Source organism: Curtobacterium sp. GD1, from assembly GCF_020882855.1.
Taxonomy (GTDB): Bacteria; Actinomycetota; Actinomycetes; order Actinomycetales; family Microbacteriaceae; genus Curtobacterium.
This window is the reverse complement of record NZ_JAFEVQ010000029.1, coordinates 1-15,411: the sequence shown is the minus strand read 5'-3', so window position 1 is coordinate 15,411 and position 15,411 is coordinate 1. Positions and strand designations below refer to the sequence as shown.

The following is a 15,411-nucleotide window of genomic DNA, read 5'->3' as shown; positions in this document are numbered from 1 at the left end:
CAGGCTGGTCGCATGAAGGGAATGCAATGACCCAGCCCAGTTGGGAACTCTCCGGTTTCGGCGACGAGATCGACGCCGATCCGGCGATCCAGGTCGCGGTGCTGCAGGCGCTCGGCGCCAGCGCCATCGAGGTCCGCAGCGCGTGGGGGGTGAACGTCGTCGACCTCGACGAGGACCAGCTCGCCGGCCTGCACCGCCTGTTCGAGGAACGCGGGCAGACCGTGTCCGCCATCGCCTCGCCGATCGGCAAGGTGTCGGTCGACGAGCCCGTCGAGCACGAGGTCGGACGACTCGGCCGCGCGATCGCCGCCGCGCACGCCCTCGGCACCACGAACATCCGGATCTTCTCGTTCTACTTCGAGGGCCGGCAGCCCGAAGCCGTCCGCGACGACGTCCTCGTGCGGATGCGCGCTCTGGCCGACCTCGCCGAGCGCGAGGGCGTGACGCTGCTGCACGAGAACGAGAAGGACATCTACGGCGACGTCCCCTCGCGCGTGCTCGACATCGTCGAGAGCGTCGGCTCGCCCGCGCTCCGACTCGCCTGGGACAACGCGAACTACGTGCAGTGCGGCGTCAAGCCGTTCACCGACGGATGGGCGCAGCTCGCGCCGTACGTCGACTACCTGCAGGTCAAGGACGCCCTCGCCGCCGACTCGTCGGTGGTCCCCGCGGGTGAGGGCGACGGCGAACTGCTGCAGACCCTCACCGCGCTGCGCGACGCCGGGTACTCCGGCTACGCCTCGCTCGAGCCGCACCTCAGCGACTTCACCCACCTCGGCGGGTTCTCCGGCCCCGCGGCGTTCGGCCGCGCCGGTCGTGCCCTCCGGAAGCTCACCGACCAGATCGGAGTCACCCTGCGATGACCGAACCCACCCCGCTCAAGCTCGCCGTCGTCGGCGCCGGCGTCATCGGACGCCACCACGCCAAGGTCGCCGTCCACCACCCGGACCTGCAGGTCGTCGCCCTCGTCGACGCGATCCCCGCAGCGGCCACGAGCGCCGCCGACGAGATCGAGGCGATGGGCGTGGCCCGCCCCATCACGACGTCCACCATCGAGGAAGCGATCGCGCAGACCGACATCGACGTCGTCGCGATCTGCTCGCCGTCCGGCATGCACGTCCAGCTGGCCGAGGCCGCCCTCGCCGCCGGCAAGCACGTCGTCATCGAGAAGCCCCTCGACACCACGATGCCCCGCGCACGGCAGATCGCCGCGCTCGCCGCCTCCGCACGAGCGCGCGGACTGGTGACGAGCGTCATCAGTCAGCACCGCTTCGACCCGGCCTCCGCCGCCGTCGCAGCAGCCGCCCACGACGGCGGGTTCGGCACCGTGACCTCCGGCCTCGCGAGCGTCGCCTGGTACCGCTCGCAGGGCTACTACGACTCCGGCGACTGGCGCGGCACCTGGGCGCTCGACGGCGGCGGCGCGGTGATGAACCAGGGCGTGCACACCGTCGACCTCCTCGTGTGGGCGCTCGGACGTCCGGTCGAGATCTCGGCGCAGACCGGCCTGCTCGCGCACGACCGGATCGAGGTCGAGGACACCGCGGTCGCCACCGTCCGGTTCGCCGGGGGAGCGCTCGGCGTCATCCACTGCACGACCGCCGCGTACCCGGGCCTCTCCGCCCGGTACGCCGTCTACGGCACGCACGGGTCCGCGATCGTCGACGACGACCGCCTGGCGTACTTCCACATCGCCCCCGACGCGGCGACGCTCGAGTCCGCGTCCACCACCGCGAACGCCACGGCGGTCGCCGGTGCGGTCGACCAGAAGGACGAGGTCGTCCCGCCGGAGCACGTCGTCGGCGGTCCGGCCGAACCCGACCACTTCGCCGCCGGTCACGCCCGGCAGTACACCGACATCGTCGAGGCGATCCGCGACGGCCGCGAACCCGGCGTCACGGTCGACGCGGCCCTCGTGTCACTCGCGACCGTCCGCGGCCTCTACGTCAGCGCGACGCTCGGCAAGCCCGTCCGGATCGACGACGTGATCGAGGGCGCGTACGACGACGTCGTCCCCGTCGTCGGCGCACACGCAGCAGAAGGAGCCACCCGATGAAGTTCTCCGTGTTCACCGCCTCCACCCCCGACTGGACCCCGTCACAGGCCGCGCAGACGCTCGCCGAGCAGGGCTGGGACGGCATCGAGTGGCGCATCGTCGACGACCGTCCGGCCTTCGGCGAGGCCGTGCCCGCCGGGCGCTCGTTCTGGGCCGGCAACGACTCCACGTGGCAGTTCACCGGCATCGAGGACCGGGTCGGCGAGATCGCCCGCACCACCGACGCCGCCGGGCTGGAGTACTCCGGCATCGGCGGGTACCAGCAGGCGTCGAACCGTGACGGCGTCGACACCATGCTGCGTGTCACGAGCGAGCTCGGCGCCCGCCAGGTCCGCGTCTCGATGCCGATGTACCGGCAGGAGAAGGAGCGCACCGGCGAGACCTACACGCAGATCTTCGACCGCACCCGGGCGGACCTCGAGTGGGCCGTCTCGCGTGCGACCGAGCTGGGCGTGAAGGCGCTCGTCGAGCTGCACCACATGACGATCACGCCCTCGGCGTCGGCGGCGCTCCGGCTCGTCGACGGCCTCGACCCGGAGCACGTCGGCGTCATCCACGACCTCGGCAACCTCGTGATCGAGGGACACGAGGACCACCTCGCCGCGTTCGAGCTCCTCGGCCCCTACCTCGCCCACGCGCACGTGAAGAACGCCCGCTGGGTCGACACCGGCGACACCCGGGCCGACGGCAGCACGATCTGGCAGAACGAGTGGGCACCGCTGCGCACAGGCCAGGCGTCCGTCTCCGAGTACCTCGACGCGCTCCGCCAGGTCGGCTACGACGGCTGGGTCACGATCGAGGACTTCTCCACCGACCTCCCGCTCGAGGCCCGCACCGCCGACAACCTGGCGTACCTGCGGTCCCTCGTACCGGTGTCGGCATGACCGATCGCCGACCCGGCATCGTGCACCTCGGGGTGGGTGCGTTCGCGCGCGCCCACCTCGCCTGGTACACGGCGCACGCCGACGGCGAGCCGTGGGGCATCACCGCCTTCACCGGACGCTCGCCGGACACGGCCGACGCGCTGGACGCCCAGGGATGCCGGTACACGCTCGTCACCCGGGCCGCCTCGGGCGACGACGCCGAGGTGGTCGACACGATCGTGGCCGCCCACCCGGGCAGCGACTCCTCGACCTGGAGGCACGTGGTCGCGTCCCCGGCGATCACCGTCGTCACGCTGACGGTCACCGAGCAGGGCTACCGGTCCGGTTCCGACGTCCCGGCCCGCCTGGTCGAGGGGCTCGAGGCCCGCCGCGCCGCCGGGTCGGGGCGCATCGCGCTCGTCAGCCTCGACAACCTGACCCACAACGGTGACGTGCTCCGTGACGCGGTGACGTCCGCCGTGTCCGACCCGGCGCTGCGGGACTGGGTCGACGCGAACGTGTCGTTCCCCTCGTCGATGGTCGACCGGATCACCCCGGCCACGACCGACGACGACGTGGCGGCGCTGGCGGAGCTCCCCGGTGCGCTCGACGGCGACCGGGTGCCCGTGGTCACCGAACCCTTCGCGGAGTGGGTGCTCGAGGACGGCTTCGCGGGGATCGACCGTCCGGCGTGGGAGACCGCCGGCGTCCGCATCGTCGACGACGTCACCCCGTACGAGCAGCGGAAGCTCTGGCTCCTGAACGGGTCCCACTCACTGCTGGCGTACCTCGGCCTGCAGCTCGGCCACGAGACGGTCGCGGCCGCGATGGGCGACCCCGTCTGCCGGGCCGCCGTCGAGCAGCTCTGGGACGAAGCGGCGCTCGAGCTCCCACTGCCCGAAGCCGAGGTCGCCGCGGCACGCGACGCCCTGGTCGACCGGTTCGCGAACCCCCGGATCCGGCACACCCTGCGGCAGATCGCCGCCGGCGGCTCCGAGAAGCTCCCCGTCCGCGTGGTCGACGTGCTCCGGCACCGGCTGGACCGCGACCCGTCCGCGGGCATCGGTCCCGGTGCCGCGACCGCTGTCGCGGCGTGGTGGCTGCACCTGACCGAGCAGCCCGACCTGGTGAGCGACGACGGAGCCCCCGGGGCAGACTCGGACGTGCACGACGTGCTGCGCGTCATCGCCCCCGACCTCGACACCACCCCCGTCGTCGCGGCGATCACCGCCGCGGCCGACCGCATCCGTGCCGCGCGGGACACCGCGGAGCGCACGAGAACCGACGAAGGAGTCCACGCATGACCGACACCACGACGAACCCCGCGGCCCCGGTGCCGGGTGCGACCGACGCCGGCGCGGCGACCGACCCCACCGCCGGACGTCCGGACACGTGGGCGTCGGCCGACCGTGGGCAACTGATCGACCGCGCCGAGGTCATCGTCACGAGCCCGAACCGCAACTTCGTGACGCTGAAGCTCACCACCGCCGACGGCGTCACCGGTCTGGGCGACGCCACCCTGAACGGTCGTGAGCTCGCCGTCGCCACCTACCTGTCCGAGCACGTCGTGCCGCTGCTGGTCGGCCGCGACGCGAGCCGGATCGAGGACGCCTGGCAGTTCCTCTACCGCTCGTCGTACTGGCGGCGGGGTCCGGTCACCATGGCCGCGATCGCCGCGGTGGACATGGCGCTCTGGGACATCAAGGGCAAGGTCGCGGGGATGCCCGTGTACCAGCTGCTCGGCGGCGCCTCCCGGACCGGGCTGATGGCGTACGGCCACGCCTCGGGCAAGGAGCTGCCGGAGCTGTTCGACTCCATCCGTGAGCACCAGTCCGAGGGCTACCGCTCGATCCGCGTGCAGACGGGCGTCCCCGGCCTCGAGTCGATCTACGGCATCGCGTCGAACAAGACGACGACGGGGAACGAGGGCGTCCGCTACGACTTCGAGCCCGCGCAGCGCGGTGCGTTCCCCGCGATGGAGGACTGGGACACCCGGGCGTACCTGCGCCACGTGCCCACCGTGTTCGAGGCCGTCCGGAACGAGTTCGGCCCCGAGCTGCCCCTGCTGCACGACGGCCACCACCGGATGACCCCGCTGCAGGCGGCGAAGCTCGGCAAGTCGCTCGAGCCGTACGACCTGTTCTGGCTCGAGGACTGCACCCCGGCCGAGAACCAAGAGGCCCTGAAGCTCGTCCGGCAGCACACCACGACGCCGCTCGCGATCGGCGAGGTCTTCAACACGATCTGGGACTTCAAGGACATCATCCGCGACCAGCTCATCGACTACGTCCGCGGCGCCGTGACCCACATGGGCGGCATCTCCCCACTGAAGAAGACGATGGACTACGCCGCGATGTACCAGATCAAGTCCGGGTTCCACGGGCCGACCGACATCTCGCCGGTGGGCCTTGCGGCGCAGATGCACCTCGGGTTGGCGATCCACAACTTCGGCATCCAGGAGTACATGCAGCACGGCCCGAAGACGAACCAGGTGTTCCGGCAGACCTTCACCTTCACCGACGGGTACCTGCACCCCGGCGACGAGCCGGGCCTCGGGGTCTCGCTCGACGTCGACGAAGCCGGCAAGTACCCCTACGAGCAGGCGTACCTGCCCTTCAACCGCCTCGCCGACGGCACCGTCCACGACTGGTAGCGGGCAAGCTGGGCCGCATGGGGTTCGCGGACGTGGCGAGGGAACTGCTCCTCGTCGCGCCCGCGGACTTCGTCGCCGAGCGGACCGCGCGTCAGCGGGCGGTCCGGAAGGACGACCGTGCGCTCGCGACGGCGATCGGCGGCCTCAGGAAGCCCGCGCCCGCCGCGTGGGTCATCGACCTGCTGGCGCACGAGGGCGCACTGGACGAGGCCGTCGACCTCGGACCCGCCATCCGGCAGGCACAGGCGGATGCCGACCCGGCCGTCATCCGGAAGCTCCGGCGTCAGCGAGCGGGCGTGGTCGACGCGCTCACGCAGGCCGGTGCCGACCTCGCGTCCGATGCCGGGCACCCGGTGACGCCGGCCGTGCTCGACCAGGTGCGGGCGACGATCGAGGCCGCGATGGCGGACCCGCACGCCGGTGCCGCGGTGCGCTCCGGGCTCCTCGTCCGCGCGCTCGAGAGCGCCGGGTTCGACGACGTGGACCTCGACGGGGCGCTCGCCGATCCGGATGCGGTGCCCGATGCGTGGTCGGGGAGCGGCGCGGCGCCGATCCCCATCACGGAGGGGAGACGCGCGGCGGGGACGACCCGCGCCTCCCGGAAGCCCGACTGCAAGCCGGACCGCGAGCCGGAGCCTTCCCCGGACTCCTCACCCGAGACCGACCCGGCCGCCGAACGCCGCGCAGCGCGCGAGGCCGAGACGGCCGCACGGACGGAGTCCCGCGACGCCGACGCCGCACTCGACGCGGCCGAGGACGCCCTCGCGACCGCCGAGGACCGCCGGGCCGACCTCGAACGCCAGCTCGCCGAGGCCACCGCCGAGGTCACGCGACTCGAACACGCCCGCGACGACGCCGAGACCACGAGCGACCGAGCCCGCGAGCTCCTCGCGGCCGCCCAGCACCACCGACGCGAGGTCGGCCGCTGACCGGCGGCGTGACCAGTACCCCTCGAGCGGCCCCGGAGCCCACATCGTTACCCAACAGTTGTCGTTCTTGACGGACTGCGTTGGAGCGGTCTAATCTCGGGCACCATGCTTCGGGCCGGCGATGGTCCGCCGGGTCCGCCCCGCCGACAGCACCGGGCGGCCCGGGTACAGGACTCGCATCATCGCCGACGCAGCACCCCACCCGCAGCCCCTGCGCGGGCGAGGTGTTGCGCGGCGCGCGGCGCACCCCGGAGACATGCCGCGATGCCGGGTCGAGCACTCCGGGGCCCCTCCAGGAGAGACGACACATGTCGGAACCCCGCACCGCCCGCACCACCACCCTCACGCCGCCGAACGGCGTCACCGCACCCGAGTCCGGCACCGCCGCACCACCGCCCGCACCACCAGCCGCTGCCGCCCGCGAGGGGCTCCTCGCCCGCCTCGGTATCCCGCACCCGCTGCGCTGGGGCTTCCTCGGCGTCCTGGTCTTCATGACCGGCGACGGCATCGAGTCGAACTTCATCTCCCCGCACATCGCGGCGGCGCTCGGCTCCGGCGGGGTCGACAGTGCCGCGATGGTGATCGGCCTCTACGGCGTCGCGGTCCTCGTCGCGTCGTACTTCGCCGGCGTGCTGTCGGAGCTCTGGGGCCCGCGCCGGGTGATGACCATCGGCGCCGTGCTCTGGGTCGTGTTCCAGGTCGCGTTCCTCGCGGCACTGCCCACCGCGTCGGTCGGCCTCATCGCGCTGACGTACTTCCTGCGGGGCCTCGGCTTCCCGCTGTTCGCGTTCTCGTTCCTCTGCTGGGTGAACCACACGGTCGCCCGCGAGCGGAACGCGACCGCTGTCGGCTGGTTCTACGTCGTGTTCACCGGCGGCCTGCCGACGCTCGGCTCGCTCATCGCGATCGGCACAATCCCCGCGTTCGGCGGCGGCCACACCGGGGAGACCTGGTCGATGGCGCTGTCGCTGCTCCTCGTCGCGGTCGGCTGGGCGATCGTCCGGTTCGGCGTGCACGAGCCCACCGGCCTCGGTCGGATCGCGCCGCGCTCGCACTCCGCCGCCCGGGTGATCGCGAGCGGCATCGAGGTCTGCGTCAAGCGCCCGAAGGTCCTGCTCGCGGTCCTCATCCGGCTCGTGAACACCGCCCCGGAGTTCGGCATGTTCGTGATCATGCCCGCGATCATCGGCACCGAGCTCGGCTGGGGCCAGTCGAAGTGGCTGACGATGACCGTGATCGTCTACGCCGGCAACATCCTGTTCAACGCGTTCTTCGGCGCCCTCGGCGACCGCATCGGGTGGATCCGCACCGTGAAGTGGTTCGGCATCGGCGCCTCGGCGATCGGCCTGCTCGCCTGGTGGTACGTCCCGCACCTCGTGCCGGCCGGCTCCGAGTGGGGCTTCTGGCTGGCGACCGCCGCCGGCACCGTGTTCGGCATCATGCTCGCCGGGTTCACCCCGATGGGCGCGATCGTCCCCGCCTTCGCCGGCGAGGAGCGCCGCGGCGCCGCGATGGCCATGTACGCCACCGCAGCGGGTGGTGCGACGTTCCTCGGCAACGCCGTCGTCAGCGCCGTGCTGCCCTGGGGCGGCCCCGGCGGCGTCGTCTGGACGTTCGTCGGCCTCTACGTGCTCGCGTTCGTGGTGCTGTCCTTCCTCAAGGTGCCGGAGGGCGCCGAAGCGGCGGGCCACTGACGCGACCACCTGCGGCCTGGAGGCGCGGTGCGGGCCCGCACCGCGCCTCCAGGCCGCCTGTACCGACGTCCAGGGCACGGTGCGACACGCCCGGATCGGTCCTGCTAGACTCGGTGACTGACTTCGGCGAGGGCCGCGCATGCGCGGCCGTGATCGACGCGGTGGGAGACCCGGCCCAGCTTGGGAACGTTCCTCACGCGTGCACGCGTTCGAGTTGCAACACCACAGACCCCCACGATGCCGGCACCCCGGTGTCGTCCCCGAGACCAGGAGACACCATGGCCGACTACACCAAGCTCGCAGCGGAAGTCCGCACCAAGTTCGGCAAGGGCGCTGCTCGCAAGCTCCGTGCCGCCGACAAGATCCCCGCGGTCGTCTACGGCCACGGCACCGAGCCGAAGCACATCACGCTGCCCGGCCACGAGACCATGCTGCTCGTCCGCACCGCCAACGCGGTCGTCGACCTCGACATCGAGGGTGCTGCCCAGCTCGCCCTCGTCAAGGACGTCCAGCGTGACCCGGTGCGCCAGATCATCGAGCACATCGACCTCGTGGTCCTGCGCCGCGGCGAGAAGGTCACGGTCGACGTGCCCGTCGTCGTCGAGGGCGAGTCCTTCTCCGGCACCATCCACGTGCAGGACCTCAACACGGTCTCGCTCCTGGTGCTCGCCACCTCCATCCCCGAGCACGTCGTCGTCGACGTCGAGGGCCTCGAGGACGGCACGCAGATCCACGCCTCGCAGCTCCAGCTCCCCGAGGGCGCCGAGCTCGAGACCGACGCCGAGGCACTCGTCGTCGCGATCGTCACCCCGCGTGGCACCGCCGACGACGACGCCGCCGACGAGGCCGCTGCCGAGGCGGGCGCCGAGGCCGGTGCCGAGGGCGGCTCCGCCCCGGTCGACGGCGAGTAACACCCCTTCGCGGACATCTGGCCGACGCTGATGACAGGCAAGACGCTCGTCGTGGTCGGGCTCGGGAACCCCGGGCCCGGCTACGCGGGCAACCGTCACAACGTCGGCCAGATGGTCCTCGACGAACTCGCCGCCCGCATGGGCGCGACGTTCAAGAAGCACAAGACCCCGAACCAGGTCGCCGAGGGACGCCTGGTGCCCGGGGGACCCCGCCTGGTGCTCGCCAAGCCCGGTTCGTTCATGAACACCTCGGGTGGCCCGGTCTCGAGCGTGCTCGGGTTCTACAGCGCCACCCCGGCCGACCTCGTCGTCGTGCACGACGAGCTGGACCTGCCGTTCGACACCGTCCGCCTGAAGGGCAGTGGCGGGCACGGCGGCCACAACGGCCTGCGCGACATCATCAAGGCCACGGGGACCAACGAGTTCACCCGCGTGCGGATCGGCATCGGCCGACCCCCCGGGCGCCAGGACCCGGCCGACTACGTGCTGCGTGACTTCTCGCCGACCGAGAAGAAGACGCTGCCGAACCTGTTGGCGGACGGCGCGGACGCGGTCGAGGCGATCGCGGACCTCGGGCTCCTCGCCGCACAGCAGCGCGTGCACGCCCCGTCCTGAGCGGCGCTGCCCGGTGCCGTGCGTTCGCCGGCCGCGCACACAGCGGTCGGTGTCAGTGGTGGCCGGTACCATCTCCTGAGTGACGATCTCGGGCATCATCCCTGCGCTCTCGCGCGCCTCCGCGTTCGATCGCGTCCTCCGTGCCGCACCCCGTGACGCCGACTTCTCGGTCGTCGACGGTCTGCGCGTGCCACTGCTCGGCGCCCTGCTGGCCGAACGCACCGGGCCGCAGTGCGTCTTCGTGATCACGGCCACCGGGCGCGAGGCCGAGGCCGTCCGCGCATCGGTCGGCAGCTACCTCCCCGATGCCGAGGTCCTCGAGTTCCCCGCGTGGGAGACCCTGCCGCACGAACGGCTCAGCCCGAGCGCGCAGACCGTCGGCACGCGCATCGCGACCCTCCGGAAGCTCGCCGCGTGGCAGGACGCCCCCGCGGCCGAGCGCCGCACGACCGTGGTGGTGGCGAGCGTCCGGGCGGCGCTGCAGCCGATCGCGGGCAACCTCACCTCCCTCGCGCCGATCGCCCTCCGCACCGAGTCCCGCGGCAACGACCTCGGCACCATCGCCGGGCAGCTCGTGGACATGGCGTACGCCCGGGTCGACCTCGTCACCCGCCGCGGTGAGTTCGCCGTGCGCGGCGGCATCCTCGACGTCTTCCCGCCGACGGCCGACCACCCGGTCCGCGTCGACTTCTTCGGCGACGAGATCGAGGCGATCAAGGCCTTCTCCGTCGCCGACCAACGCACGACCGACGACGACCTCGGCTCCGTCGAGCTCACGGCCTCGCGCGAACTCCTCCTGAGCGACGACGTCCGGCAGCGGGCGCGCGAGATGCTGCACGAGTTCCCGAACCTCTCCCAGATGCTCGCGAAGATCGCCGAGGGGATCCCGGTCGAGGGCATGGAGTCCCTCGCCCCCGCGCTCGTGCAGGACCTCGTGCCGGTCACGAACTACCTGCCGGACGACTCCGTCATCGCGGTGTTCTCGCCCGAGCGGGTGAGCGGCCGCGCGCACAGCCTCGCCGAGACGAACACCGAGTTCCTGCAGGCCGCCTGGAGCGCCGCGGTCGCGGGTGCGCAGGCGCCGATCGACCTCGACGCCGGCAACTTCCTCACCGTCCAGCAGCTCAAGAACGGCCGTGGGCAGCGCACCTGGTGGACGGTCTCCCCGTTCGACTCCGGGCTGGACGAGGGCGACGCCGAGCGCGTGCTCACCGACGCCGAAGCCGTGGCCGAGGCGGGCGACTACATCCGCGTCCGGGCCGAGGCGATCCCGAGCTTCGCCGGCAGCGCGGACGGTGCGATCGCGCACGTGAAGCAACTCACCGACGACGGGTGGGCCGTCGTGGTGACCGCCCAGGGCCAAGGGCTGGTCGAACGGGCGGTGCAGGTGCTCGCCGACGCGGGGGTCGCCGCCCGTGCCGAAACCGTCACCGCGCCTCCCGAGCCCGGCGTCGCCGTCGTCACGACCGCCACCGTCGAGCACGGCTTCGCCACCCCGGATCCGCGCATCGCGGTCCTCGGCGAGGCCGAGTTCTACGGCCGCAGCGTCCAGCAGGGCGCGCGCACCGTCAAGAAGCTCGCGAGCCGGCGCAAGAACGTCGTCGACCCGCTGCAGCTCAAGCCCGGGGACGTCGTCGTGCACGCCACGCACGGCATCGGCAAGTTCGTCGAGCTCGTCTCGCGCGAGGTGAGCTCCGGCGGCCGCAACGCGGTGAAGACCCAGCGCGAGTACCTCGTGCTCGAGTACGCGCCGTCGAAGCGCGGGTACCCGGGCGACAAGCTCTTCGTGCCCACCGACCAGCTCGACCAGCTCTCGCGGTACGTCGGCGGCGAGTCCCCGACCCTGTCGAAGATGGGCGGCTCGGACTGGGCCTCGGCGAAGTCGAAGGCGCGCAAGGCCGTCCGCGACATCGCCGTCGACCTCGTGAAGCTCTACTCCGCGCGGATGGCGTCGAAGGGGCACGCGTTCGGCCCGGACACCCCGTGGCAGCGCGAGCTGGAAGAGGCGTTCCCGTTCGCCGAGACGGCCGACCAGCTCACCACGATCGACGAGATCAAGCGCGACATGGAGCGGCCGATCCCGATGGACCGCCTGCTCTCCGGCGACGTCGGCTACGGCAAGACCGAGGTCGCGATCCGCGCCGCGTTCAAGGCCGTGCAGGACGGCAAGCAGGTCGCCGTGCTCGTCCCCACGACGCTGCTCGTGCGCCAGCACATGGAGACCTTCCAGGAGCGCTTCGCCGGCTTCCCCGTGCACCTGCGCGCCCTCAGCCGGTTCCAGACCGAGAAGGAGTCGAAGGAGACCATCGCGGGCCTCGCCGACGGCACGGTCGACATCGTCATCGGCACCCACCGGATCCTGTCGCAGGGCATCCAGTTCAAGGACGTCGGCCTGGTCATCATCGACGAGGAACAGCGGTTCGGCGTCGAGCACAAGGACCAGCTCAAGAAGCTCAAGACGAACGTCGACGTCCTGGCGATGTCCGCGACGCCGATCCCGCGCTCGCTCGAGATGGCGGTCACCGGCATCCGCGAGATGTCCACCCTCGCGACCCCGCCCGAGGACCGCCACCCGATCCTCACCTTCGTCGGGCCGCAGTCCGACCTGCAGGTCGCCGCCGCCATCCGCCGCGAGCTCCTGCGCGAAGGGCAGGTGTTCTACGTGCACAACCGCGTGAAGGACATCCAGTCCGTCGCCGCGCACCTCGCCGAGATCGTCCCCGACGCCCGCATCGCCGTCGCGCACGGGCAGATGTCCGAGTCGACGCTCGAGCAGGTGATGGTCGACTTCTGGGAGCGCCGGTTCGACGTCCTCGTCTCGACCACCATCATCGAGACCGGCCTCGACATCGCGAACGCGAACACGCTCATCATCGACAAGGCGGACAAGTACGGGCTGTCGCAGCTGCACCAGCTGCGTGGTCGTGTCGGGCGAGGGCGTGAGCGCGGGTACGCGTACTTCCTCTACGACGCCGAGAAGCCCCTGTCCGAGACCGCACAGGACCGCCTCGAGACCATCGCCGCGAACAACGAGCTCGGCGCGGGCATGCAGGTCGCCATGAAGGACCTCGAGCTCCGCGGGGCGGGCAACCTGCTCGGCGGGGAGCAGTCCGGCCACATCGCGGGCGTCGGGTTCGACCTCTACCTGCGCATGATCGGCGAGGCCGTCTCGCAGTTCCGCGGGGACGTCGCCGAGGGGCAGACCGAGCTCCGGCTCGAGATCCCCGTCGACGCGCACATCCCGGACGACTACGTCGAGTCCGAGCGGCTCCGGCTCGAGGCGTACCAGAAGCTCTCCGCCGCCTCCGCCCCCGCGGCCCAGGCCGAGGGGATCGACATGGTCCTCGACGAGCTCACCGACCGGTACGGCCAGCCGCCGCAGGCCGTGCTCACCCTGGTCGAGGTGTCACGCCTCCGCCGGATGGCGCAGCAGGTCGGGCTCTCCGACGTCGTCGTGATGGGGTCGAACCTGCGCGTCGCGGGCAAGGAGCTCGCCGACTCGGCGCAGGTGCGGCTCAAGCGGATGTTCCCGGGCGCCCGGTGGTTCCCGCAGCAGGACGCGGCGAGCATCCCACTGCCGAAGCCGCACGGTGAGACCCTGCCGGACGCTGCGCTCATCCAGTGGGTGGAGAGCATCCTGACGGCCGTGTACGGGGCGTCGAAGGCGCCGGCGGAGACGCCGGCGGCGTAGTCGTCGGGTGGGCTGCCGTCGCGCGCGTGGACGCTTGCGTCCGTGCGCATCATCCGACGTTCCGCCGGTCGATCGACGCGTGCAAAGTCGGAACGTGCGCGCGCATCTCTTGCGCGTGCATCGTCCGACGTTCCGCCAGTCGATCGACGCGTGCAATGTCGGAACAGGCGCGCGCACGGACCCCGCGCGACCCCGCTACTCGGTCGCCTCGGCCTCGGAGAGCTCCCGCCGCGCCCGGTACCGACGCGCCCGCAGGCTGACCACGACGGCGGAGGCCACGATCGCGATGCCCGAGCCGACGAGGACGGCGAGCACCCCCTCGTCGAGGATCTCCTCGTTGCGGGCGAAGGCGAGCTCGTTCATGAGCAGCGAGACCGTGAACCCGATCCCGCCGAGCACCCCCACCGTGACGATCGACCAGAACGACAGCGTCGAGCGGCCGGGCGCTCGGAAGATCCGGGTCGCGACAGCCCCGAACAGCGTGATGCCGATCACCTTGCCGACCGGCAGCGCGAGCACCACCGCCCAGAACGTCGGCGAGAGCTCCCCGATGCCGACGGCGGGCACCACCACCGCGGCCGACGCGAAGGCGAACACCGGCAGGACGATCGCGTTCGACCACGGCTCGACGTTGCCGTGCAGCGTGTGCCCGGGGCGGCGCGGCAGGACGAGCCCGAGCGCCACGCCCGCGATCGTCGCGTGCACGCCCGAGTGGTACACGAGCCACCACGTCAGGACACCGAGCACGACCATGCCCGCGATGACCCAGGTCTGGCCGGGACGCCCGGGGCGCAGGGCCTTGCCGAGCAGCCAGAAGAGCGCGAGCACGACGACGGCGCCGGCCAGCGCGAGGAAGTCGGTGTCGTGCGCGAACACGACGGCGATGATGATGATCGCGATGAGGTCGTCGAGCACCGCCAGGGCCAGCAGGAACACCCGGAGCGTCGAGGGCAGCCCGCGACCGAACATCGCCAGGACGCCGAGTGCGAAGGCGATGTCCGTCGCGGTCGGGATCGGCCACCCGTGCCCGTACGGCGTCCCCGCGGTCACGACGAGGTAGATCCCGGCCGGGACGAGCACGCCGCCGACCGCCGCGATCGCGGGGATGACCGCCGTCTTCGGGTTCGAGAGCTCACCGGCGACGAGCTCGTGCTTCAGCTCGATCGCCACGAGCAGGAAGAACACCGCGAGCAGGCCGTCGCTGATCCAGTGCGACACCGAGAGGTCGAGTCCGACCGCACCCCACGGGGCGTGCACGTGCAGGAGGTGCTCGAGGCCGGGGCCGAGCGGCGAGTTCGCCACGACGAGCCCGAGGACGGCCGCGGTGAGGAGTGCGATGGCGCTGAAGCGGGGGGAACGGACGATTGCCGGCATGGAGCTCCGTCGGAGAAGGGTCGGGTGGGAGATCGTCGACCAGACTTCCCGACACGCCACGTACAGCATACCGGCCGACCCTCGGCGGCGTCCACGGTGTGCCGCGTGGCACGATGACCGCATGACCGCCGTCTCGGACCTCGTCACCGTCGTCGACCGCCTGCTCGACCCCGCCGGAGGGTGCGTCTGGAACCGCGCCCAGACCCATGCCTCGCTGGCGCGGTACGCGGTCGAGGAGTCGTACGAGCTGGTCGACGCGATCGACTCCGGGGACGACGACGAACTCCGCGAGGAGCTCGGCGACGTGCTCTACCAGGTGGTCCTCCACGCGGGACTCGCGGAGTCGTTCGACCTCGAGGACGTGGCCGCCGGCGCCCGGGACAAGATGGTGCGCCGGCACCCGCACGTGTTCGGGGACGAACGGGCGGACACCGTGGAGGACGTCGTGCGCGTCTGGCGGGCGGCCAAGGCTGCGGAGAAGTCCTCGCGGCGGAGCGTCTTCGACGGGGTGCCCCGGGCGATGCCGCCGATGGAGCGGGCCGTGAAGCTGCTGGAACGCCTGGAGGAACGGGGGGACTCCGAGGCGGTCGTCGCCTCCGTCGTCGCGGCGGCGGGCGCCTCGGAG

At 71.9% G+C, this 15,411-nt stretch carries 12 protein-coding genes; 11 read left to right on the top strand and 1 reads right to left on the bottom strand.

Annotated features, from left to right (window positions below; translation table 11 throughout):
* The first annotated feature begins 26 nt into the window (after positions 1 to 26).
* From JSX79_RS14730 to mfd, 10 genes are all read left to right on the top strand, one after another.
* Positions 27 to 863, top strand: a complete 837-nt coding sequence (locus JSX79_RS14730) for a sugar phosphate isomerase/epimerase (RefSeq protein ID WP_229086827.1) — start codon at positions 27 to 29, stop codon at positions 861 to 863.
* Entirely contained in the window at positions 860 to 2,056 is a 1,197-nt protein-coding gene (locus tag JSX79_RS14725) for a Gfo/Idh/MocA family protein (protein WP_229086826.1), read from the top strand. The genes JSX79_RS14730 and JSX79_RS14725 overlap by 4 nt, the downstream gene beginning before the upstream one ends.
* Positions 2,053 to 2,940 (top strand): sugar phosphate isomerase/epimerase, encoded by an 888-nt coding sequence (locus JSX79_RS14720; RefSeq protein WP_229086825.1) that lies wholly within the window; start codon positions 2,053 to 2,055, stop codon positions 2,938 to 2,940. Before JSX79_RS14725 ends, JSX79_RS14720 begins: the two co-directional genes overlap by 4 nt.
* Positions 2,937 to 4,223, top strand: coding sequence for a mannitol dehydrogenase family protein (locus JSX79_RS14715; RefSeq protein ID WP_229086824.1), 1,287 nt, complete (start codon positions 2,937 to 2,939; stop codon positions 4,221 to 4,223). The genes JSX79_RS14720 and JSX79_RS14715 overlap by 4 nt, the downstream gene beginning before the upstream one ends.
* Positions 4,220 to 5,572 carry a D-mannonate dehydratase ManD gene (gene manD, locus JSX79_RS14710; RefSeq protein ID WP_229086823.1) on the top strand — a complete coding sequence of 451 codons (1,353 nt, stop codon included), beginning with the start codon at positions 4,220 to 4,222 and terminating at the stop codon, positions 5,570 to 5,572. The genes JSX79_RS14715 and manD overlap by 4 nt, the downstream gene beginning before the upstream one ends.
* A 17-nt stretch (positions 5,573 to 5,589) precedes the next feature.
* A complete protein-coding gene (locus tag JSX79_RS14705; protein ID WP_229086822.1) occupies positions 5,590 to 6,501 on the top strand; it encodes a hypothetical protein in 912 nt (303 codons plus the stop codon).
* A 308-nt stretch (positions 6,502 to 6,809) separates the two neighbouring features.
* Complete coding sequence (locus JSX79_RS14700; RefSeq protein ID WP_229086821.1) at positions 6,810 to 8,195, top strand: RbtT/DalT/CsbX family MFS transporter; 1,386 nt, start codon at positions 6,810 to 6,812, stop codon at positions 8,193 to 8,195.
* 278 nt (positions 8,196 to 8,473) lie between these two features.
* Entirely contained in the window at positions 8,474 to 9,106 is a 633-nt protein-coding gene (locus JSX79_RS14695) for a 50S ribosomal protein L25/general stress protein Ctc (protein WP_070416780.1), read from the top strand.
* Positions 9,107 to 9,136: 30 nt separating this feature from the next.
* A complete protein-coding gene (pth, locus tag JSX79_RS14690; protein ID WP_070416779.1) occupies positions 9,137 to 9,721 on the top strand; it encodes an aminoacyl-tRNA hydrolase in 585 nt (194 codons plus the stop codon).
* A 79-nt stretch (positions 9,722 to 9,800) separates the two neighbouring features.
* Entirely contained in the window at positions 9,801 to 13,412 is a 3,612-nt protein-coding gene (gene mfd, locus JSX79_RS14685; RefSeq protein WP_229086820.1) for a transcription-repair coupling factor, read from the top strand.
* 195 nt (positions 13,413 to 13,607) lie between these two features.
* Here the strand turns inward: mfd and nhaA are convergent, their stop codons facing one another.
* On the bottom strand, positions 13,608 to 14,786 hold the full coding sequence (gene nhaA, locus JSX79_RS14680) for a Na+/H+ antiporter NhaA (protein WP_229086819.1): 1,179 nt from the start codon (positions 14,784 to 14,786) through the stop codon (positions 13,608 to 13,610).
* Positions 14,787 to 14,907: 121 nt separating this feature from the next.
* Between nhaA and JSX79_RS14675 the strand changes: the two genes are divergently transcribed.
* Positions 14,908 to 15,411 (top strand): MazG family protein (locus JSX79_RS14675; RefSeq protein WP_229086818.1); only part of this gene is annotated, 504 nt, incomplete at its 3' end.